18 protein-coding genes and 7 pseudogenes are annotated in these 20,371 nt (G+C 69.5%); 7 read left to right on the forward strand and 18 right to left on the reverse strand.

The features are described from left to right. Positions 1-17: 17 nt before the first annotated feature. The gene (locus AC067M_RS38110) at positions 18-242 is read right to left on the reverse strand and encodes a DUF6207 family protein (protein WP_478701591.1); all 225 of its coding nucleotides are present in this window, start codon (positions 240-242) and stop codon (positions 18-20) included. A gap of 249 nt (positions 243-491) precedes the next feature. Then, positions 492-1,732, reverse strand: a pseudogene (locus AC067M_RS38115) (IS701 family transposase); the annotation flags it as partial. A 221-nt stretch (positions 1,733-1,953) separates the two neighbouring features. Between AC067M_RS38115 and AC067M_RS38120 the strand changes: the two are divergent. Continuing rightward, complete coding sequence (locus AC067M_RS38120; RefSeq protein ID WP_478701592.1) at positions 1,954-2,418, forward strand: MarR family transcriptional regulator; 465 nt, start codon at positions 1,954-1,956, stop codon at positions 2,416-2,418. A 42-nt stretch (positions 2,419-2,460) separates the two neighbouring features. Beyond that, positions 2,461-2,921, forward strand: a pseudogene (locus AC067M_RS38125) (helix-turn-helix domain-containing protein); the annotation flags it as partial. 155 nt (positions 2,922-3,076) lie between these two features. Here the strand turns inward: AC067M_RS38125 and AC067M_RS38130 are convergent. Both AC067M_RS38130 and AC067M_RS38135 read right to left on the reverse strand, forming a co-directional pair. Continuing rightward, on the reverse strand, positions 3,077-3,952 hold the full coding sequence (locus tag AC067M_RS38130) for an alpha/beta fold hydrolase (RefSeq protein ID WP_478701593.1): 876 nt from the start codon (positions 3,950-3,952) through the stop codon (positions 3,077-3,079). Positions 3,953-4,061: 109 nt separating this feature from the next. Next, positions 4,062-5,035, reverse strand: a pseudogene (locus AC067M_RS38135) (ISL3 family transposase); the annotation flags it as partial. Positions 5,036-5,117: 82 nt separating this feature from the next. Between AC067M_RS38135 and AC067M_RS38140 the strand changes: the two are divergent. After that, positions 5,118-5,284 (forward strand): annotated as a pseudogene (locus AC067M_RS38140) (IS5/IS1182 family transposase); the annotation flags it as partial. A 29-nt stretch (positions 5,285-5,313) separates the two neighbouring features. Here the strand turns inward: AC067M_RS38140 and AC067M_RS38145 are convergent. Next, positions 5,314-6,078: a MerR family transcriptional regulator gene (locus AC067M_RS38145; RefSeq protein ID WP_478701607.1), complete on the reverse strand. Its 765-nt coding sequence runs from the start codon at positions 6,076-6,078 to the stop codon at positions 5,314-5,316. A 176-nt stretch (positions 6,079-6,254) separates the two neighbouring features. On the opposite strand from AC067M_RS38145, the pseudogene AC067M_RS38150 reads away from it, so the two are divergent. Next, a pseudogene (locus tag AC067M_RS38150) lies at positions 6,255-7,068 on the forward strand (class I SAM-dependent methyltransferase). A 59-nt stretch (positions 7,069-7,127) separates the two neighbouring features. Here the strand turns inward: AC067M_RS38150 and AC067M_RS38155 are convergent. From AC067M_RS38155 to AC067M_RS38165, 3 genes are all read right to left on the reverse strand, one after another. Then, positions 7,128-7,322 carry a hypothetical protein gene (locus AC067M_RS38155; RefSeq protein ID WP_478701594.1) on the reverse strand — a complete coding sequence of 65 codons (195 nt, stop codon included), beginning with the start codon at positions 7,320-7,322 and terminating at the stop codon, positions 7,128-7,130. 18 nt (positions 7,323-7,340) lie between these two features. Next, positions 7,341-7,616, reverse strand: a complete 276-nt coding sequence (locus AC067M_RS38160) for a GmrSD restriction endonuclease domain-containing protein (protein ID WP_478701595.1) — start codon at positions 7,614-7,616, stop codon at positions 7,341-7,343. Positions 7,617-7,753: 137 nt separating this feature from the next. Next, positions 7,754-7,900, reverse strand: a complete 147-nt coding sequence (locus tag AC067M_RS38165) for a hypothetical protein (RefSeq protein WP_478701596.1) — start codon at positions 7,898-7,900, stop codon at positions 7,754-7,756. Positions 7,901-8,080: 180 nt separating this feature from the next. On the opposite strand from AC067M_RS38165, the gene AC067M_RS38170 reads away from it, so the two are divergent. Then, entirely contained in the window at positions 8,081-8,251 is a 171-nt protein-coding gene (locus tag AC067M_RS38170) for a DUF5670 family protein (protein ID WP_030933194.1), read from the forward strand. 470 nt (positions 8,252-8,721) lie between these two features. Here AC067M_RS38170 and AC067M_RS38175 read toward each other — a convergent pair whose 3' ends face one another. From AC067M_RS38175 to AC067M_RS38190, 4 genes are read right to left on the reverse strand one after another with little or no spacing between them, the layout of a single operon-like run. Then, complete coding sequence (locus tag AC067M_RS38175; protein WP_478701597.1) at positions 8,722-9,882, reverse strand: XdhC family protein; 1,161 nt, start codon at positions 9,880-9,882, stop codon at positions 8,722-8,724. Further along, positions 9,875-11,995 carry a xanthine dehydrogenase family protein molybdopterin-binding subunit gene (locus AC067M_RS38180; protein ID WP_478701598.1) on the reverse strand — a complete coding sequence of 707 codons (2,121 nt, stop codon included), beginning with the start codon at positions 11,993-11,995 and terminating at the stop codon, positions 9,875-9,877. Before AC067M_RS38180 ends, AC067M_RS38175 begins: the two co-directional genes overlap by 8 nt. Continuing rightward, on the reverse strand, positions 11,992-12,984 hold the full coding sequence (locus AC067M_RS38185; RefSeq protein ID WP_478701599.1) for an FAD binding domain-containing protein: 993 nt from the start codon (positions 12,982-12,984) through the stop codon (positions 11,992-11,994). The genes AC067M_RS38180 and AC067M_RS38185 overlap by 4 nt, the downstream gene beginning before the upstream one ends. Further along, the gene (locus AC067M_RS38190; RefSeq protein WP_478701600.1) at positions 12,981-13,556 is read right to left on the reverse strand and encodes a (2Fe-2S)-binding protein; all 576 of its coding nucleotides are present in this window, start codon (positions 13,554-13,556) and stop codon (positions 12,981-12,983) included. The genes AC067M_RS38185 and AC067M_RS38190 overlap by 4 nt, the downstream gene beginning before the upstream one ends. Positions 13,557-13,806: 250 nt before the next feature. On the opposite strand from AC067M_RS38190, the gene AC067M_RS38195 reads away from it, so the two are divergent. Together AC067M_RS38195 and AC067M_RS38200 are read left to right on the forward strand one after the other, a co-directional pair. Continuing rightward, positions 13,807-14,406: a TetR/AcrR family transcriptional regulator gene (locus tag AC067M_RS38195; protein WP_478701601.1), complete on the forward strand. Its 600-nt coding sequence runs from the start codon at positions 13,807-13,809 to the stop codon at positions 14,404-14,406. Between the two features lie 170 nt (positions 14,407-14,576). Next, positions 14,577-14,940, forward strand: a pseudogene (locus AC067M_RS38200) (transposase family protein); the annotation flags it as partial. Positions 14,941-15,020: 80 nt separating this feature from the next. Here AC067M_RS38200 and AC067M_RS38205 read toward each other — a convergent pair. The 6 genes and pseudogenes from AC067M_RS38205 to AC067M_RS38230 form a co-directional block, all read right to left on the reverse strand. Next, positions 15,021-15,908 carry an SCO6745 family protein gene (locus AC067M_RS38205; RefSeq protein WP_478701602.1) on the reverse strand — a complete coding sequence of 296 codons (888 nt, stop codon included), beginning with the start codon at positions 15,906-15,908 and terminating at the stop codon, positions 15,021-15,023. A gap of 500 nt (positions 15,909-16,408) precedes the next feature. Beyond that, positions 16,409-17,027: pseudogene (locus AC067M_RS38210) on the reverse strand (DNA primase); the annotation flags it as partial. 456 nt (positions 17,028-17,483) lie between these two features. Next, on the reverse strand, positions 17,484-17,738 hold the full coding sequence (locus AC067M_RS38215) for a hypothetical protein (RefSeq protein WP_382224516.1): 255 nt from the start codon (positions 17,736-17,738) through the stop codon (positions 17,484-17,486). Positions 17,739-17,763: 25 nt separating this feature from the next. Continuing rightward, the gene (locus AC067M_RS38220; RefSeq protein WP_478701603.1) at positions 17,764-18,483 is read right to left on the reverse strand and encodes an SGNH/GDSL hydrolase family protein; all 720 of its coding nucleotides are present in this window, start codon (positions 18,481-18,483) and stop codon (positions 17,764-17,766) included. Beyond that, complete coding sequence (locus AC067M_RS38225) at positions 18,480-18,950, reverse strand: cupin domain-containing protein (RefSeq protein ID WP_478701604.1); 471 nt, start codon at positions 18,948-18,950, stop codon at positions 18,480-18,482. The genes AC067M_RS38220 and AC067M_RS38225 overlap by 4 nt, the downstream gene beginning before the upstream one ends. Positions 18,951-19,032: 82 nt before the next feature. Then, positions 19,033-19,869 (reverse strand): helix-turn-helix domain-containing protein, encoded by an 837-nt coding sequence (locus AC067M_RS38230; RefSeq protein ID WP_478701608.1) that lies wholly within the window; start codon positions 19,867-19,869, stop codon positions 19,033-19,035. Positions 19,870-20,371 lie beyond the last annotated feature (502 nt).

Below are 20,371 nucleotides of genomic sequence, written 5' to 3' on the forward strand. Positions count from 1 at the left end.
CGGGGAGGGCCGTGGCGCTACGAGTTGGGTTCCTGCCGCGTGTCCAGGAAGCAGCGCAGCCGTACGCCGGGCTGCCCCGGATCCCGGGTCGTACGGTCGGCCGCTGCGATGGTCCAGTGCGCGGCGAGCAGTTCCTGGACGGCGAAGACGGTCTCGTCGTCACAGGCCGCGACGTCCGCCACGGCCAGCCCCGGCTCCGCCACATGCGCTTCGTTGATCGGCTCATGCCTGGTACCACGCACCTGCGCCGGTGACGGTTCTGCGTTCGCGGCGTCTTCACCCGACCGGGTAGACGAAGGCCTTCGAGCCTGGCAGGGGCCCGTGATGTAGAGAGCCGAGGAAGTCCGGGACCTGTCCCTAGTAGTGCTTGGTCAGGTTGGTATCGCCGTGGGTATGTCGCGGTGACAGGTGGGGCAGGCGCCGGTCCAGACCGCGAGGAGGAACTGCATGTCGCGGACGACCTGGTAGAGGCTCAGGCCGGCGCCGTCTCTTTTTGGGGTCCGGGCCAGTCGCTGGAGTGTGCAGAAGGCGTGGGCGGCGGAGACGAGGGTGACGTGGTGGTGCCATCCGTTCCAGGTGCGGCCCTCGAAGTGGGCCAGGCCCAGGGCCTGTTTCATCTCGCGGTAGTCGTGCTCGATCCGCCAGCGCAGCTTGGCCAGCCGCACCAGCGTGGTGAGCGCAGTGTCCTCGGGCAGGTTGGAGAGCCAGAACTGCACCGGCTCCGGCTCGGTGGCGGGCCACTCCGCCAGCAGCCGGCAGGCGGGCAGCTCGGCCCCCTGGACGGCCTTGCGGATCTCGCGTCCCGCAGGCCGGATCCGCAGTGCCACGAACCGCGAGTACATGCGTTTGAACCCGCTGCGGCCGCTGCCTGGGCGGGAGCCCTCCCGCCACTGCACCAGCCGGGCCTCCCGCTTCCCCGCAGCGATGACCAGCTCCTTCACGCTCCTCGGCGCCTGTGGACAAGCCGACTGGGGTGGGCGCCCGCGGCCGCTGTGGGGCGGGGTGTGCGCTGTCGCGTCGTGCGGGTGGGCCGTCACGGTGGTCGAGCTGCCCACCACGTAGTGCAGCCCGCGTTCCTCCAGGCCGATCCGGAAGGCTGCGGTGTCTCCGTAGCCACCGTCGGCCACAACCAGGGGGACATCGACGCCCCAGGACCGGGTCTCGTCGATCATGTCCAGGGCCAGTTGCCACTTCTCGACATGGCCGACGTCCGGCGGGATGCCGCACCGCTCGCGGCGGGCCACCTTGGCGGGATCGGCCTGCGGCGAGGCGGGATCCCAGCTCCCGGGCAAGAACAGGCGCCAGTCGACCGCTGCCGAGGCGGTGTCCGTTGTCAGATGCATGGACACGCCCGCCTGGCAGTTGGTGACCTTGCCGGCGTGTACTGCCGCGACACACACGCCGAGGCGTCGCCGTCCTTGAGGAAGCCCGTGTCATCAATGATCAGGGCGGTCGGGCTGATCGCTGGAACCATCTTCCACGCGATGCGGGCCCGCACATGCGCCGGATCCCACGGGCTGGTGGTGATGAAGTGGGCCAGGGCCTGCCGGTTGCCGTCCTCACCCAGCCGGGCGGCCATCGGCTCCACCGATTTGCGCTGCCCGTCCAGCAGCAGACCCCGCAGATACACCCCACCCCACCGACGCTGATCCGCCCGCGCGAACGGCTCGAACACATCCGCCGCGAAGTCCTCCAGACGGCACCGGACTTCATCCAACTCCTCAGGCGTCATGCCCGGTCAACGACACAGCCCCTCAACCGGACACGCCACCGACGAACGCACCTGACCAAGCCCTACTAAGGGCTGTCCCGTTAGTGCTCTCTGAGGTGGGCCGCGCCCCTCGGGGTTCAGCCTCGCGTGATGCTGTGAACGGGCCCTGAAACGCCTTGACCTCAACTGAACCTGAGGGTCTACGGTGATCGCGTTCTGTCGATCACGAGAAGGAGGGGCACGTGAGCGTGACGCTCAGGGAGTACTCGCAGGAGGAGTTGGCTGCTCAGCCCATCGGTTCATGGACTGGCGAGGCATACCGGCAGGTGGTCGGTGCCCTCCGTGCGCAGTTAGCGGTGGAGGATCTCACGCAGCCGCATTGGTGGACGCTCAACCACGTTGCCGGGGAGCCGGGTAAGTGGACCCGCGCAATGTTGATCGAGCGGCTGGCGAAGTACGAGGACCTCGGGATCGACTTCAATAGTGTCTTCGATGACCTTGTCGCCCGCGGTTGGCTGACGGAGGACGCAGGGCTCATGACTTTGACCGAGGCAGGAGAGGACGGGCGGCTGCGGGCCAGGGAGCGCAACTTGCGCGTACATCAGCAGATGCACGAAGGCATTGATACGGCCGACTTCGTGACCACAGTCAACGTCCTGCGACGTATGGTCGCCAACCTGGGCGGCGACGGCAACCTGCCCGACTGACGGGTGCCGTAGGCAGCCGTACATGGGTGAGAACATCTCGGCGTGGCTGGTGTGATCACGGCGTCGGAGTCGTCCTGGATAGCCCCGTTCACCGGGTTGAGCATGAGTCAGTTCGGCAAGCTGATCACGGCACTGCGTCGGGAGGTCGCGGACCCGGTCCGCAAGGGTCGGCCGTGGAGCCTGCTCTCGAGGATCGGGTCCTGCTGGTCGCCGCGTACTGGCGGACCAACCTGACCATGCGGCAGCTCGCGCCGCTGTTCGGGGTCTCCAAGTCTGCGGCCGACCGCATCATCGACCACCTCGGGCCGTTGCTCGCCCTGCAGCAGCGCAAGCGCTTCCGCAAGGACGCCGTGTTGATCGTTGACGGCGCCTTGGTTCCCACCCGCGACCACAGCATCGCCGAGCAGTCCAAGAACTACCGGTACTCGACCAATCACCAGGTCGTCATCGACGCCGACACCCGGCTCGTCGTTACTGTCGGCCGGCCGTTGCCCGGCAACCGCATACCGCAGGCCGGACAGCCGCAGTGCGCGCCCGAGCTGGCTTTGTGCACGAGTTTGGGCTCTGGTCCACTTCCTGTGGTGTGCGCACGTTGAGTGAGTTTCGCTGCGGCCCATCTTCTGTCGTGACTTTTGTGGCCGGGCTCCGTGATCGGCCACTACTTGTGGCCTGGACCTGGTTGAAGGAAGTCAGTAAGTGCAGAGGCCAGTGCTTCGGGCGCTTGTTCGGCGACATGATGTCCGGAGTCGATGCCGTGGCCGCGGACGTTGCTGGCCCAGCGGCGCCAGATTGCGCGGGGGTCTCCGTACAAGTCCTCCAGGTCGTCTTGAAGCGACCAGAGGATTAGCGTCGGGCAAGCGATGCGCGCACCGGCGGCGCGGTCGGCTTCCTCATGCTGTCGGTCGATGGTGAGGCCGGCGCGGTAGTCCTCAAGCATCGCGCTTACCACGTCGGGATTGCGTGTGGCTTGCCGCCACTCGTCGTAGTTTTCCTGTCCCATCGTCTTGGGGTCGCCGCGGTACCAGCTGTCAGGATCGGCGGTGATGACGCGCTCGGGGATGCCCGGTTGCGCGAAGAAGAACCAGTGCCACCACTGGGTGGCGAATTCGACGGTGATCCGCGACAGGTGTTCCGTGAGCGGCAGGCAGTCCGCGAAAGCCACCTGGGAGACGATCTCGGGATGGTCGAGGGTCAGGCGCAGCGCCACGCTTCCTCCGCGGTCGTGTCCAACGAGAGCGAATCGGCGATGGCCGAGGTGGCGCATCACGGCCACCACGTCCCCAGCGACCGCGCGTTTGGAGTAGCCCGCGTGATCCGTAGTGAAACGCGGTCCCCTCGAGCGCCCGTATCCCCTCAGGTCCGGGCACACTACCGTGTGGCCGGCTCGTACTAGCAGTGGAGCGACCCGGTGCCACGTCGCCGATGTGCGGGGATGACCGTGCAGCAGCACCACTGGCTGGCCGTCCCCACCGAAGCGGACGAAGACGGAAGCCGGACCGACATCGATCTGCGCTGTCTTGAATCCTTCGAACAAACCGGCCTCCCTAGGGCTCAGCTGACGTACCGCGTCTTACTGTCGGCGTTGTACCGGCATTCCCTCTTGCCCTGGCTGGCGGCGACCATGTGTCCGCTTCTACGATCTGTCACGCCAACAGGACTCGTCTGCGCAGAAGTTCGAATCCTGCGCGACCGAACAATTGGCGCTTGAGCATCTTGATCCGGTTGACGTGGCCCTCGACGCCACCGGAGTTCCAGGGCTGTGTGAGGCCAGCGACGACGGCGTCGAGGTCACGTTCGAGGTGCTGGGCGAACCGGCGGAGACTGGGCAGCTCGCTGGTGGCGGTGGCCGCTTCAATCCATGCCGGCAGTTGGTCGCCTTGCAGGTGAGTGAGTATGTGGGCGAACGAGCGCACGTGCTTGGCGAGTAGGGTCAGGTCGGGACAGTTGGCCAGGGCGGCTTTGTGGTGGAGCCGGTCGCCCTCGGCCAGGGCGTCGGGTGGGTGAGGATTGCCCGGGTGACGGCGCGGGTCGATGGGGACCGGGGCCCAACCGGCTGTGGCTTGCGGCGAAGGGTCCTGCTCAGGTAGTTGCGGACGCTGCCGTAGCCGTCCGGGTAGCCCTGCTCCTTGATCTCCTCCCAGAGTCTCCAGGCGTTCGTGCAGCCTTCCTGCCAACGCTGGTCCAGGTAAGGCTTGTAGGCGTCGAGTTTGGTCGCGCGGCTCTGCCACTGCCCGGTGAACAGCTCCTCTGGGGTAGCGGCGCGGGAGAAACGCAGGATGGTGTTAAGTCCCATGCCGAGCTGCCGGGCGACGGACCGCTTGCTGTGACCGGCCGCCAGGAGCGCGTGGATTGCGGCATGCTTGCCACGGGTGCGTTCGGCGAAGCGGTGGCCCGTCGGCCATGGCGATGACGCAGTCGGCTCCGCCTCCTCCTGCTGTTCGTCCGGCGGTGTCGGGATAGGGCGCAGGCAGCCGCGGTGCCGGTAGACGCACTTCTCGGCGGCTTCTCCCAGGTTGTGCCAGAGGTGCCACCGGTCGGCGACCTGGAGGGCCTGTGGGGCGCCTCGGGTGGCACCTTCGGCATAGAAGGGGGCGCGGTCGCGGCAGACGATCTCGATGCGCAGGCGCCGGATCAAGCACACCATCCCCGAACCGAGGAGCCAGCGGGCCGACAGGCAGCACCGTGGCAGCCGGGGCGGTCGGCCCACCGGCTTCGGCAAGTCGCTCTACAAGCGCAGGAATGAAGTCGAGCGAACGATCAATGCCCTCGAGGGCTTCCGTGCCGTCGCCACCCGATTCGATAAGAGGGCATACATCTTCCACGGCACCGGGACCGTCGCAGCCATTCGCTCTGGCTGCGCTCATGACCGGCCGAACAGCCCTCAGGCGCGTGCGGTCAGCTCAGCCGGGTATCGGCGTACACGGTCATGGCATCGCGCTGGTAGACGGCGAGACCGTCGGCGATCTTGTCGAAGTTGGCCCGCATCTGCGGGTCGTCGACATAGGTCTGGCCCACTCCCTTGTACGCGGCCGCGGTTGGAGTCCAGAACCGGCAGATGCCCTGGTAGTTGGCGTCCACCTCGGCCTGTACCGCAGGGTCGGACACCGGCGTGCCGGCCACCATGAACTCCGCCATACGGATCATCTGCGCCGTCACCTCACGCTGCCAGCGCTCCGTGTCCTCGGGGGTCATCGCCTCGACGGCCTGCCGGGACTGCTCCCACGCCTGCGGCCACCGCTCCCGTACCTCGGCCTCGGCCTCGGAGGGGGCCTGGAACCCCTCGAACAGGTTCTCCGGCTTGTTGATCTTCGCCATGTGGCCCTTGTCCTTACCTTCTTCCAGTTCGGCGATGGTGCGGCCGACCGTACGGGCCAGCGTCTCCAGCCGGTCCCGTTCCGCGAGCAGCCGTTGGTGGTGCTCACGGAGCACGGCCACCTGGTCGAGCTTGCTGTCCAGGACCGCCTGGATCTCGCGCAGCCCCAGGCCCAGCTCCCGCATCAGCAGGATCTGCTGCAACCGCAGCAGATCGGCCTCCTCGTAGTAGCGGTGCCCGTTGCTCCCGATCCATGCGGGCGGCAGCAGGCCGATCTCGTCGTAATGCCGCAGCGTCCGCGATGTCACCTTGGACATCCGCGCCACCTCCGCGATCGACCAGGCCATTGACGGTGCCTCCCTCGCCGGGCCGGTCTCTCCGGCCACACACATGACCGTAGAAGTTGCCGCAACGGAAAGCGCAAGCCCGAAGCCCTGTTGGACAGGCACCAGGGCCTGACCCGTCGGACAGGCCGTAGGCTGGCGCGGTGACGGATGAGCAGGAGCGGGTGCAGCCGTCGGGAGTGTGGGCCACGGCGGTGGGGGTGGCCAGGGTGCGGGCGCTGGAGACCGAGCGGGAGAACGCGCTGTTCCGCGACCCACTGGCACAGGCTTCGCCGCCACCGGCGGCCTGTGGCCCTCCTCGCCGCCGCTGCCTGGTGACGAGGCCGCGCAACGCCGCCGGCTGGGCGTGGCGTTCTCCATCGTCATCAGGACGAAGTTCCTCGACGACGTGTTGCAGCAGGCCTCCGCGTCCGGGGTCCGGCAGGTCGTGCTGCTCGGCGCCGGCATGGACAGCCGGGCCTTCCGGATGGACTGGCCCGAGGGCACCCGGCTGTTCGAGGTCGACACCGCCGCGCCACTGGACTTCAAGGCTGCGGTGCTGCGCCAGGAGCGGGCCGTCGCTCGCTGCGAGCGGATCACCGTCGCGGTGGATCTGCGGGAGGACGGCCAGGCGCGCTGGCCGCCGCAGGGCACGACCCGGCGGTGCCAACCGCGTGGATCGCCGAAGGACTGCTGATCTATCTGCCCGAGGACGCGGTGGAGCTGCTGCTGGCCCGGATCAGCGCGCAGTCGGCGGCAGGCAGTCGGATGGGGCTGACGTTGGGCTCGCGCGGCGTGATCGAGCGCTTCGGCGCGGACGCCGCGCCGGGATCGGCGGCGTCCATGTGGGTCTCGGAGATGCCCGACGACCCGGTGGGCTGGCTGGCCGGGCACGGCTGGGAGGCCGACAGCCACACTCTGCGCGAGCGCGCTGCCGCCTACGGTCGCCCGATCAGCACCCCGCCACAGCGCGAGGAGCGGCCCGGCGGACTGATCTCGGCGGTCCGCCGGTAGAGCGCCTCCCGGTTCCCTAGATGATCGATTCCAAGGAGGTCTGATGAGTGGAGCCAGGTTCATGCGCCTCGGCCATCGGCCGCCCACTTGGTGAGGGGCCAGCCGATGATCTGGTCGAGCTCAATGTCGCGGAGGACGGCGTTGTCCAGCTTGATGCAGGTGGCGTTGGTTGGCCCATGAGGCGGGAGGCCGGTGCGGACCTGACCGATTCGCGCGCCGGAGTCCGGCGGGCCCCAGCCGTCCAGGATGGTCACCTTCGTGCGGCGACAGGCTCACCGGGCCAGGACGACCGTCACTGTCTCAGCGGGGCAAGCCTCCAGAACACGGGCCAGAGCTGTCTGCTCGGTGGCGTCGATACTCAGGCCCCAGCGGATCTTGTCGGCCACCCGGTCGGTCACGTACCGGCAGCGGTAGCTTTCCGCGGGCGGCAGCCAGGTGGCCGGGTCCTGATCAGCCTTCGAACGGTTCGAAGCGGCCGACACCGCGATCAGCGCCCGCTCGTCTCTCAGGTCGTTGGCGTAGGCCTCATGTTCTTGCGCGCCAGGCAAAGGCGGCGGAGTCCCATGCTTCGGCGAGCGGGACCAGGGGGTCGATGTCCAGCCCCCGCGAAGCGTCGAACACACGGTCGTCGTAGGGCGAATACCACTCCCCACCGGTCAGGCGCAGTTCACGCGGAGCTCACCGCCTACGCCCGCCCGACCGTGACTGTCGTCGGGCCGTGGTCGCAGGTGTGGTCGAGGCCGCCGTTCACCTGGCCGGAACGCGGCTCCGGATGGGAGGGGCGCCGCACCGCACGGAAGGAAGCAGCGTCCACGCCGCCCGTCACGGCCATCCTCAACTCCAGCCAGGGACCGGGCATCAGCGCCCGCAAGACCGTGCCGGTGACTCCTGCGATGCCACGTACCGGTGGAGAAAGTGGATCAAGTGCCCGTAAGATCGGTGAAGAAACCAGGGAAATCGACCGTATGTTCTCCTGCACCCCGGGCACGAGGAGCGACGGAGGTTGATAACTATGGTTCCACTGCTTCTCGTTCTCCTGCTGGCTCTGATCCTCTTCGGTGCGGGTTTCGCGCTGAAGGCGCTGTGGTGGATCGCCGTCATCGTGCTGGTCGTCTGGCTTCTGGGCTTCGTCATGCGCTCCGCGGATACCGGCGGCCGCAAGGGCCGCTGGTATCGCTGGTAGTCACCAACCAGCAGCCGGCCTGTGGGCCCCGGAAACATCCGGGGCCCACAGGCATGTCCAGCATCAGGACATCCCTCCAGGCGAACGGTGTAACCACCACCTTCCCGGGCACCAGGCCTCCTAGCTGGGGCCCGGTGAAGCAGCGGAACCTGCACCTCCAACACCGGACCCCAGTCCACCCCGACACCGCGCACCACACGCTCCCCGGACAGGAACTCGCCGGTGGGCGGTCGCCGGTGACACACCGATTGCTCGGCTGCCTCGGCAACCTCGTTCGGGTCCGCGAAGACCCGTTGGAGCTCGGTGATGGGCCTGCGAGGGCCCCGTCTTGGGCGGCCTGTTCACGTCACTGCCCGCAACCGTGGCAGAGGCCACCGTCTGGACAGGCGCTGTATTCGGTACCGGCTGGGCCCTTTATCGGTTTTGGCGTGAGCGTCGCCTCGGCACTGCGTAGATGGACGAGAAGGAGGTCATCCGGCCGCCGACGTCACTGCGGTCACCCGACCGGGGCCTTCGGGGCGGTCGTGGTGGATCGGGGTCGGTGCGCCGGTCAGCGGTATGCCCGACCCGCCCCGGCGCGCCGCGACGATCTCGGCCGCGATGGACAGGGCGGTCTCCTCCGGCGTACGGGCACCCAGGTCGAGGCCGATCGGGGAGCGCAGACGGGCCAACTCCTCCTCGGTTACACCCGCCACGCGCAGCCGCCGGTTGCGGTCCTCGTGGGTGCGGCGCGAGCCCATGGCGCCGACGAACGCGACCGGCAGCCGCAGCGCCTCCTCCAGCAGCGGGACGTCGAACTTGGCGTCATGAGTGAGCACGCACAGGACCGTGCGGGCGTCGGTCGCGGTGCTGCGCAGATAGCGGTCCGGCCAGTCGACCACGATCTCGTCGGCCTCGGGGAAGCGGGCCCGGGTGGCGAAGACGGGGCGGGCGTCGCAGACGGTCACGTGGTAGCCGAGGAACTTGCCCGTCCGCACGAGCGCCGCCGCGAAGTCGATCGCCCCGAAGACGATCATGCGGGGCAGTTCCACACTGGACTCGACGAACAGCGTCACACCGCCCGGGCAGCGTGAGCCGTCCTCCGAGACGTCGACCGTTCCGGTGCGACCGGCGTCCAGCAGCGCGCGGGTCTCCGCGGCCGCCGTCCGGTCCAGCCGCGGATCGCCGCCGAGACCGCCCTCGTACGCCCCGTCGACGCGGACCAGCAGTGCGCCGCCGAGCAGTCCGTCCGGGCCCCGGACCACGCGGGCGACCGCGGCAGTCTCCCCACCGGCGGCGGCTGAGAGCGCCGCCTCGAACACCCGCCGGTACGGCGCGTCCCCACGGACCGGGGTGACCAGGACGTCGATCACCCCGCCGCACGTCAGGCCCACCGCGAAGGCGTCCTCGTCGCTGTAGCCGAACTGTTCCCGTACCGCGCGGCCGTCCTGGAGCGCCTGGACGCACAGGTCGTACACCGCGCCCTCCACACAGCCGCCGGAGACCGAGCCGACGGCCGTGCCGTCGGCGTCGACGGCGAGCGCCGCGCCCGGCGGGCGGGGAGCGCTGCCGCCGACGGCCACCACCGTGGCCACGGCGAAGTCACGGCCCTCCGCCGCCCACCGGTGCAGTTCGATTGCGATGTCAAGCATGTCGGCCGGCCATCAGGACGCGGTCGGGCCGGATGGGCAGGTGCCGGTGGCGTACGCCGGTCGCGTGCCAGACCGCGTTGGCGATCGCCGCCGCGGCTCCCACGATCCCGATCTCGCCGATGCCCTTGATGCCGACCGGGTCGTCCGGGTCGGGGTCGTCCACCCAGTCCGCCTCGATGACGGGGACGTCCGCGTTCGCGGCGAAGTGGTAGCTCGCGAAGTCCGCGCCGACGTGTCCACCCGTGGCCCGGTCCCGGACCGCCTCCTCGTGGAGCGCCATGGACAGGCCCCAGACCATGCCGCCGACGAACTGGCTGCGCGCGGTCAGCGGGTTGACGATCCGGCCCGCCGCGAACATCCCGAGCATCCGCCGTACCCGGACCTCGCCGGTGGTGACGTCGACGGCGACCTCGGCGAACTGCGCGCCGAAGGAGTACCGCTCCTTGCTCGTCAGCCTGCCGATGGCCTCGGCGGTGTTCGAGCGCGCCGTGATGCCCTCCGGCGGAATGCCGTCCGCGAGTGCCAGCCGCTCCCGCAGGCCGGCTGCCGCGGCCACGATCGCCCAGGACCAGGAACGGGTGCCCATCGAACCGCCGGCCAGGATCGCCTGGCCGAAGTCGCTGTCCGCGATCCGCACCCGGATGCGCTCGGGCGTCACCTCCAGCGCGTCCGCGGCGACCAGGGTCAGCGCGGTGCGCGCTCCGGTCCCGACGTCCGCCGCGGTGATCCGTACGGTGAAGGTGCCGTCCGCCTCCGCCGTCACGGACGCCGTCGACGGGGCGACCAGTACGGGGAACGTGGCCGCGGCCGTGCCGGTGCCCAGCAGCCAGCGGCCCTCGCGGCGCACGCCGGGGCGCGGGTCGCGGTCCGCCCAGCCGAACCTGCGGGCGCCCTCCTCGAAGCAGGCGAGGACGTTGCGGCTGCTGAACGGCAGGCCGGAGAGGGGGCCGGCGTCCGGTTCGTTGCGGGTGCGCAGCACGATCGGGTCGAGGCCGCACTTCTCGGCGAGTTCGTCCAGCGCGGACTCCATCGCGAACGAGCCCGGCGCCTCGCCCGGCGCACGCATATAGGTGGGGGTCGGCACGTCGAGCCGTACGACACGGTTGACGGTGTGGTGCGCGTCGGCGTCGTACATCGAACGCCCGTAGTCGGCGCTGCGCTCGACGAACTCGTGGTTGGTGGAGGTGAGGCACTCGCCCTGGTGGTCGAGCGCGCGCAGCCGTCCGTCGGCGTCGGCGCCGAGCCGGACGCGCTGTGCGGTGGGGCTGCGGTAGCCGGTCAGGGAGAACATCTGGCGGCGGGTGGTGACGACCCGGACCGGCCTGTGCAGAACGGTCGCCGCCATCGCGGCGAGGACCAGGTGCGGGCGGGTGCCCTTGGCTCCGAAGGCGCCGCCGACGTGTTCGGACAGTACGCGTACCGAGCCGGGGTCGAGGGAGAAGATCTGGGCGAGCTCGTCCGCCACGAACCTGCTGCCCTGGTTGGAGTCGACCACCTCGAGCCGGCCGTCCTCCCAGCGCGCGGTCGCCGCGTGCGGCTCCATCGGGCTGTGGTGCTCCTCCGGCGTGCTGTACTCGGCGTCCACGACGACGGCGGACGCGGCGAGTTCGGCCTCCAGGTCTCCCTTCGACATCTCCGTCGTGGGGCCCTCCGGCAGGTACGCGTCGGGGTACCCGGCGTGGAACTCGACGTCGTGCGGCTCCACGTCGTACTCGACGACCAGGGCCTCGGCCGCCTCCCTGGCCTGCTCGGAGGTCTCGGCCACGACCAGCGCCACCGGCCAGCCGACATACGGCACCCGGTCGTGCTGGAGGGGCTGGAGAATCGGGTCGGGCGGCCCGAACGGGCCCGCGTAGTTCCCGTCGACCCTGGGGGCGTTGCCGTGGTGCAGGACGGCGACGACGCCAGGCATCTCCAGGACCCGGGTGTCCTGCACCGAACGGATCCGGCCGCGGGCGACGGTGGACAACACCATCCAGCCGTGGGCGAGTTCGGGATGCGGGACCTCTCCCGCGTAGCGGGCCGCGCCGGTGACCTTGGCGATGCCCTCCACGCGGGTGTGCGCGGTGCCGATGGCCTTCGTGACCGCGCCGGGCGGGGTGGTCGTGGTCATCGGGCGGCCTCCTCGGCGAGTTCGGTCAGCACGGCCACGACGAGATTGCGCGCCAGCGGCACCTTGTATCCGTTCTTCGGCAGCGTTTCGGCGGCTTCCAGTTCGGCGTCCGCGGCGGCGGCGAACGCCTCGGCCGTCGCCGGGCCTCCGGTCAGCAGCCGCTCGGCCTCCCGGGCCCGCCACGGCCGGGACGCCACCGCTCCGAGGGCGAGACGCACCTCTCGTACGACGCCGTCCTGGACGTCCAGCGCGGCGGCGAGGGAGCCGATCGCGAAGGCGTACGAGGCGCGCTCTCGCACCTTGCGATAGCGGGAGTTGGCCGCGACCGGGTTCGGCGGGAGCGTGACGGCGGTGATCAGCGCGCCCGGCGGCAGGGCGGTCTCCAGATGCGGGGTGTCGCCCACGGGCAGATAGAACTCCGCGAGCGCCGATTCCCCCGGTCCGTCCGTCGTCTCGTACGAGACGACCGCGTCGAACGCGGTGAGCGCCACCGCCATGTCCGAGGGATGCGTGGCCACGCAGTGCTCGGAGGCGCCGAGGATCGCGTGGTTGTGGTGTTCGCCCTCGACGGCGGGACAACCGCTGCCCGGGGCACGCTTGTTGCACGGTTTCGTCAGGTCGGTGAAGTAACCGCAGCGGGTGCGCTGGAGCAGGTTTCCGCCCACGGTCGCCATGTTGCGCAGCTGGCCCGAGGCGCCGGCCAGGACGGCCTGCGTCAGTGCCGGGTAGCGTCGTCGCACTTCGGGGTGGGCGGCGAGATCGCTGTTGGTGACGGTCGCACCGATGCGCAGTCCGCCGTCCGGCGTCGACACGATCCCGTCCAGGGGCAGTTCACGCACATCGACGAGGCGGGCGGGCCGCTCCACGCCTGCCTTCATCAGATCGACGAGATTGGTGCCGCCGCCGAGGAAGCGTGCGTCCGGGTCGGCGCCGAGCAGGGCGACCGCCCCGTGGACGTCGAAGACGCGCTGATAGCCGAACTCCCTCACGCCGCGGCCTCCTCGGTCTCGGTGGTCTCAGTGGTTCCGGCAGCATGGGCCTGCGCCGCCCGCGCGACCGCCTGGACGATGGACACGTAGGCGCCGCAGCGGCACAGGTTGCCGCTCATCCGCTCACGGATCTCCTCGGGGGTGAGCGGGGGCGTTCCCGCCTCGGGGCGCACGTCGGCGGTCGCCGCGCTCGGCCAGCCGGCGGCGTGTTCCTCGATCACCGCGATGGCCGAGCAAATCTGCCCCGGAGTGCAGTAGCCGCACTGGAAGCCGTCGAGGTCGAGGAACGCCTGCTGCACCGGGTGCAGGCCGTCACCGTCGGCCACCCCTTCGATGGTGGTGACCTCACGGCCCTCGGTGGCCACCGCCAACTGCAGGCAGGACAGGGCCCGTCGGCCGTCCACCAGCACTGTGCAGGCGCCGCACTGGCCTTGGTCGCAGCCCTTCTTCGTACCGGTCCGGTCAAGACGCTCGCGCAGGGCGTCGAGCAGGGTGGTGCGGTGGTCGACGGGCAGCGTGTACTTCTCACCGTTGACGTTGAGCGTGATGGCGCTGGACGTCAATGGGGCCATGGTCAGCCTTCTTTCACGTTCGTGGTGCGCGTCGAAGTCGAACGGACGATCCTCGGACGTGGGGCGGGCGGGTGAATACCGGTCGCTGAATGGTTCCGGCCATCCACAAAGGCCGCGACTGCCGCTATCGTGAGTCCAAGCGGACAGCTGTCCGTTACGCATGAACTTAGCGGACAGTTGTCCGTTTAGCAAGGGTGGTCCGGCCGCGACTTCCACGGCGGAACCCGGCCGCGATTCCGGAGGAGTACGGGTGCAGCAGAAGAAGGACGGCCCCCTGCGTTCGGACGCGCAACGCAATCGCGAGCGCATCCTGGCCGTGGCGCTGGAGGAACTGACCCGTTCGGCGGACGCCCCGCTCAGCGCGATCGCGAAGAAGGCGTGTGTCGGGCAGGGGACCTTCTACCGAAACTTCCCCAGCCGCGAGGCGCTCGTGCTGGAGGTCTACCGCTACGAGGTGCAGCAGGTGGCCGACACCGCGGCCCACCTGCTGGAGACCCGCGCTCCGGACCAGGCCCTGCGCGAGTGGATGGACCGGCTCCCCCAATACGCCATGACCAAGGCGGGCCTCGCCGAGGCGCTGAGCAAGGCCACCACCGCGGGCGGCACCCTGATGAACCTGAGCCGCGGCCCCATGACCTCGGCCGTCGCGCTCCTGCTGAAGGCGAACGAGGAGGCCGGCACGATACGCCCGGGGGTGACCCCCGAGGACTTCCTGCTCGCGATCGCCGGCGTGTGGCAGCTCGCCGCGTACGACGACTGGCAGCCACGCGCCACGCGGCTGCTCGACCTGGTGATGGACGGGTTGCGCGTGGGGGCGCCGGGGGCAGCACCGCCCAAGCTTCAGCCGTAGCGCCGCCGCCTACGACGTACGGCGGGGCTTGCCCGCCCGACAGCCCCATCCAACATCACTTCCCCAGGACACGACAGCGGGCTTCTCACCGTCACAAACCCCCGCAACCCGCGACACTACCGCCGCTTACCGACACCCGCACAGGCCAGACAGCTCGCCGTGGTGGCGGCAACGAGGCCGGCATCGCCCTGCTGGACCAGGCGGCCGAACGATGCGGGATGCGCCTGGAAAAGGTCCTGGTCGACCAGGGTTTCGAAGACGCCGTGATCATCCACGGGGCGGTGAAGGACATCACCGTCGAGGTGGTCCGACGCAACCCCGACGACGAAGGCAAGGCCTTCGTCCCGCAACCGAAGCGGTGGGTGGTCGAACAGGTCTACGGCACCCTCATGCTGCACCGGCACCTCGCCCGCGACTGCGACCACCGACCCGACAACGCGGCCTCCCGGGCCCACTGCCTCCACCGCCGGCATGCTCCGCCGCCTCACCACCCCTACCCCCACCTGGCGGGACGACGTGGAGCTGGCCGCGTGAACGTCAGCGAACTCCTGCGGCTGCCGCAGACCGAACACGTTGGACCCGCCGTCGAGAATTACCGACCTCGCTCTCTTCTCTCATGCGCTCTCTTCGCTGAGGCGGTCGACTGCCCACGGCAGGAGCTCCTTGGCCACCGCAAGGCTGAACGGCCTCACCAGCGAACGAAGTTCGGCGCAGGCGGCAGGACCTAGCGTGATGTAAGGGAGGGCGGCCAGCCTGTCGGTGGTGTGCTCGATCTCCGCCCTGCGCCGCCTACCGTCCTCGGTCAAGGCCAGCTGGGGTCCGTCGTCGAGCCATCCACGCTCACGCAGGTTCTGCACGGCCTGTCCCCACTGCTCCGGCGTCCATGCCCGCGAGTCGCGCAGCACCCCTGCGTCGATGTCGCCTGTGGCGGCGTGCGTGACGAGAGCCTGGAGCCCGCTCAGTCCGGCAGTCACTAGTGCCGCCACGTGACCGTCGCCACGGAACTCCCGCAGCAGGGTCTGCGCGTGCCAGAGCACGAGGTGGGGTGCGCTCGGCCACGGCAGTGCGGCGTGCGCGGCGAAGAGGGGGCGGCCTTGTGGATGGCGCACGGTCACTTCAGCCGCGGTACGGGCCAATTCCGCCGCGCGGGCCAGCGCCGGTGAGGAGACGTCCGCTCCGAGGATGCGGCGGAGCGTGGTATCGATCCCGGTGAGCCTGGCGGCGGCGAACTGCTGCGGCGTGGCGGCTTCCCATGCCGCGGGTATGGCTCGGCGCACTAGTTGGGGATTGAAGTTGTAGAACGTGGCGATGACCAGATCCGCCGGAGCGGTGCCGAGCGCGGCGGAGCGGGACGCGAAGTACCCCGTCCTGGCGTCGACGCCCAACTCGGCGTACTGGCCTGCGGCTTCGGGCGAGAAGTAGACAGCCCCGTGGTAGGGCTCGAGAGTTCTCCAGGTCTGGCGCGCGAGGGCCAGGCTGTCGCGGTCCGTGTTCTGCGTCATGAGGGGCTCTCCGTCCTGTGGCGGATGAAACGCTGCTGTTCATCGAGCACACGACGGCACGTGGGGCACACCCATCCGTACCATCTGGTCGGTACGTTATCGGAGAGCGGCTCCGGCGACTATTGCCCTGCAACCAGTTCACCTCTGTTCGACCAGACAAGCCCGTTGATCGGTAAGCGGATGGCTTCTAACACGGTGTCCTACGTGGTGAGGCGGACCAGTCGCTTGCCTACGCCGCCACTGCCGGCCACCGCACCACAACCGTCCGGGCCGCGCGGTCGCTTTGGTCTGGTGATAGATGCCCTGGTCCCTTGCCATGGAACCCCAGACCACGGCCAGAGCACTGTCCGACCTGCCCACGCCACGACTCACCGCTGCAGCGCAGCTCCGCACCCGGTGCTGCCCGGAGGCCGACTGCGTCTACAGCTCGACGCTCTCGCGTTGGACCGACGTCTGGCGCGCGTGCTTGTTATGGCGGCGGGGCCCCTTTGTGAGCGGGGCGTTTTCTCCCCCTTGTCGTTGGGCTTGAGTTCGCTGCAGCCGATGAGCCGACGGCCGTGGAGTGCGGTGAGTTCGGTGAAGTGCTCGGAGAATGCCCCGCGGCCATGAGGAATCCGGGTGGTGCAGCGTCCGCGTAGTCACCCAGGATCTGGATCATGGTGTCGAGAAGGACGCTCTTGCCGTTCTTGCCGTGGCCGTGCAGGAAGGGCAGGACCTGGGCGCCGACGTCGCCGGTGATGGAGTAGCCGAGTAGCAAGGTGCAGGAAGTTGATCATTTCCCGGCCTTCGGCGTCGCCCCCGAAGGTGTCGTGAAGGAAGCGGTGCCAGCGCTGGGTCTCGATCTGTTGTGGGGCGACGCTGGTGGCGCGGGAGTGGAAATCTCGGGTGGGGTCAGGCTTGCGCAGCAGGCCGGTGTTGAGGTCGACGACACCGGCTGGCGTGCACAGGGCGTAGCGGGTCGCCGTCGAGGGTGTCGGGGTCGACCCAGAGGTCCGGGGAGGCTTTGGCCTGGGCGAGGAGGGCTTTCATGCCGGTGGTCGACAGGGTGCGCTTCTTGTGGTGGTGGAGCTCACGGTCGCTGAACAGGCCGCGGGGGTCGCTGTCGGGCATGTCCGCCGCAGTGTACGACGCGGGCGGGGCGGACAGAGGTACGACCCGAGCGCGCGGCAACCGAAGCGCGCCCCCACTCCCGACGTCGGTCACCGGTTCGATCGTCACGCCGCCCCGCCCCCCTGACACTGCCGCAGTAAATGCCGGATTTACCGCGACAGAGCCCCTACCGTGATCACCGCGACCTGCGGCGGGCCATTCCGGCCGCCGGGGCGAGGTGTACGCAAGGCTCACCGCGCTGATCGTCGACGTCCGGGATAGCTACGGCCAGGTGGCGTGTAGCACTGCGTAACGCTCAGGGTTGCGGTGAGAGATGCCGCAGTAAACGGTCGGCGTCGAGGCGGCCGAGAACAGGGCCAGAACGGAAGGGCCTGCCGGTACTCGGCAACGGCGGGACGGGGGCCGCAACCTGCGCCCGTAGCCAGCGCTTTTGTCCCGGGCTTCGGACGAGCAGCACACGGTGTCTTACCGATCGGCACCGAGCTGCTGCCCGAAGCCATCGACATCCAGCACGGGCAGTGCCTCCCGAACCGCCCGAGAAACGCTGCTCCTCGTCATCGACAGAGCCACCGGCTCGCCGAATGGGGTCGCGGTCGACGACAGCAGCCGCCACGGGACCGTGACCCAGGTGCCCTCGCGGTGGTCACGCAGCCAGACGAGCCGGATGTCGTAGGCGTTGACCGCCTGGATCGGATGCCACCTCCGCGCGGTAGATGGCATCCGACTGGCCGGGCGCCGGAACCAGCTACGCGCTCTGGGGCAGCAGACCGGCGTCGATGACCTCAGCGATAAGGGTGGCGCCGCGGCTGTTCTGGTGGATGTGGTCGGTCGTGAGCACGAGACCTCGCCGCCGCGAGATCGTGTCGAGGCTGCGGCGCAGCACTGCGTGCTGGAGGAGGACGCCGACGGCCGCTGCGGGCGGCACCTCCCGGTATGAAATCGGTGGCGGGTCCGCTTGGCGCAGTTCCTCGATCTGGCGTTCGTGGAGCGGAAGGTAGGCCACCTCGTTGGTGGCGGCGACCTCGGCGATCATCCGGCTGTACGCCTGCGATGCCTGTGCCGCTGCTCCGTCGAGTTGTTGGCCGAGTACCGGTAGCGACAGCAGACCGATCGTCGCGTCGGTCTCCGCTCGCAGCCGTGCGACGACGGCTCCCAGGCACTGTTGGAACCAGCCGGCCGACGGGCGATCGGGGAGCTGTTTGCGCTTCATGGCTTGCTCGACGGGGTAGCCGGCAAGGCTCGCTCGGGCGTCGTTGGTCCCGATCAACACGGTGATCACATCGGGTGGGTTCGTGACGACAGTATCGAGGCGCTGCAAGAGGTTGTAGGCGAAGTCGCCGTTGGCGCCGAAACGGGCAAGCTGCACGTCACCGGGAGGGCGGCGTCGTCCGAGAAGATCCAGGTAGTCGACGCTGAACTGCGCGCGGGTGAGGCTGTCGCCGAGGCACGCGATGCGTGTCGTCACGGCGCTTCCTCCGGGCTGGGCGTGCCGACGCGTTCGGTCGGGCGGGTGTCGGTCCGAGGACGGTGGTCGGTGCCGAGGGCCGCAGTGATGGCCAGGATGGACGTCGGCCCCTCCATGTCGACCACGTGCCATACCCCGGCCGGGTTGATGGTGGCCTCGCCCGGCCCGAGCAGAACGCGGTCGGGCACCCCGTCCACGTCGCGGGTGACCGTCACGGACCCGCTGAGGCAAACGACCAGTTCGTCGCCTGCAGGGTGGCTCTCCCAATGGTCTCCGAGCCCGTCGCCGTCGAAGATCATCACCATCCGGCCCTCGGCGCCGTCTGCCGCGACCGCGGCGCTGTAGGCCTGGAGCACCTCCGGGTCCCAGGTGAAGCCCTCGACGGGTTTCGCTCTCGATCCCAGTCCGAGGTGCACGGGGGTGGTCCGCAGGTCCATGGCATTGCGTTCGTGGTTGACGAGTCTCATGCCGACGATCGTCCACGACAGCGATCGGGCGGTCTTGAAGAAAAGGGAAGAGAAGCCGACGCGACGGGCAGACGGTTGGCGGCTACCCGGCTCCGAGGAGGACTTCGCTGCGACGCCAGGCCGTCGGCGATCGGCCCGTGAACTCGCGCCAGTCCCGAACGAGATGGGCCTGGTCGGCGTAGCCAGAGACGGTTGCCACATCGCCCCACGGGAGCGGGTCCTGCGCCGCCGCCAGTTCGTGCGCGTGCTCGAACCGCAAGACTCGGGCGAAGGTCTTCGGCGACAGGCCCACCTCACCGCGAAACCGCTCGGTGAGGTACCGACGGCTCCAGCCGAGTTCCGCGGCGACCGCACCAACCTGGACGCAACCCCGCGCGGCGACGAGGCGGCGCCACGCCTCGGCTACCTCGGGGCGCACCCAGCGCACATGGTCGCCGCAGGCGCCACGGCCGACAGCTCGGAGGAGCAATTCGTCCAGCGCGGTGAACCGCGCCGCCCATGTTGTCGCCGATCGGAGCCGGTCGACCAGCTCGACGGCAAGCGCTCCGAGAAGCTCGTCAAGTGGGACCAGTCGGTGGGCGAGCTCGGCGGCGGGCATGCCGTAGATGGCCCGAGCCCCGAGCGGTGTCAGCGATACCTGAACACCTTGCTGGCGTCCGTCGTGGTGAATCGCGACGGACCGGCGCATCAGACCGCCGGCCACGCTGCCGAATCGGGTGACCGGTGACCCGTCATCAACGCCCGCCGCCACCTCCAAAGGATCTGACAGGCTGATCACCGCAGTGAGCGCGCGGCTCGGCGGGCCGCAGTGCACCCCCGTCGGGAGCCCGCGGAGGTCGAAGCCGACATACGAGTCGACGTACTCCCGCAAGACGGGCGCCGGACATGCACCGATCCCGGTGGCCGTGTGGTCCTCCATTTTCGTCAGTGTACGAGCCGCCCAGCCCAGGAAGATCACCATCCAAGGACTGATCACCGCCGTTTGCTGCTGGTGACGCGGTTCTTATCGACACCCCGTCGCGCAGCGCTACATGTTCGTGGGCCATAGCTATACGAGAACAGGGCCGAGGAGTGCGCCACCGCCGCGGCCAAGTCCCCGGGAGCCGCCGCGCTGATCGCGGACGGCAACGTCGAGTACCGCAGGACATAACGGCGCATCCTCGACGCCGGCCAACCCGTCCTGACCATCCCCGACACCGACCCGGGCACCGTCGCCGAGCAGCTGCGCGCCACCCTGGACCAGGCCCACGAGCACCGCCAGCGCCAGGCCGGACAGACGCTCAGCCTGGCCGCCGGCGCCTGACCTCGCACAGCACCAACGAGAAGCGGGGGGGGGGGGGGGGGAGGGGGGGGGGGGGGGGGGGGGGGGGTGTGGGGGAGGGGGGGGGGGGGGGCGGGGCGGCGAGCGTGGGAGGCGGTTG

It is taken from the genome of Streptomyces sp. NPDC043427 (genome assembly GCF_056436655.1).

Coding starts and splice junctions, on each gene's coding strand:
- AC067M_RS38145 (WP_478701607.1), bottom strand. CDS start 6,078: ATGGCCTGGTCGATCGCGGAGGTGGCGCGGATGTCCAAGGTGACATCG.
- AC067M_RS38165 (WP_478701596.1), bottom strand. CDS start 7,900: ATGGCCGTGACGGGCGGCGTGGACGCTGCTTCCTTCCGTGCGGTGCGG.
- AC067M_RS38170 (WP_030933194.1), top strand. CDS start 8,081: ATGGTTCCACTGCTTCTCGTTCTCCTGCTGGCTCTGATCCTCTTCGGT.
- AC067M_RS38175 (WP_478701597.1), bottom strand. CDS start 9,882: ATGCTTGACATCGCAATCGAACTGCACCGGTGGGCGGCGGAGGGCCGT.
- AC067M_RS38180 (WP_478701598.1), bottom strand. CDS start 11,995: ATGACCACGACCACCCCGCCCGGCGCGGTCACGAAGGCCATCGGCACC.
- AC067M_RS38190 (WP_478701600.1), bottom strand. CDS start 13,556: ATGGCCCCATTGACGTCCAGCGCCATCACGCTCAACGTCAACGGTGAG.
- AC067M_RS38205 (WP_478701602.1), bottom strand. CDS start 15,908: ATGACGCAGAACACGGACCGCGACAGCCTGGCCCTCGCGCGCCAGACC.
- AC067M_RS38215 (WP_382224516.1), bottom strand. CDS start 17,738: ATGCCATCTACCGCGCGGAGGTGGCATCCGATCCAGGCGGTCAACGCC.
- AC067M_RS38225 (WP_478701604.1), bottom strand. CDS start 18,950: ATGAGACTCGTCAACCACGAACGCAATGCCATGGACCTGCGGACCACC.
- AC067M_RS38230 (WP_478701608.1), bottom strand. CDS start 19,869: ATGGAGGACCACACGGCCACCGGGATCGGTGCATGTCCGGCGCCCGTC.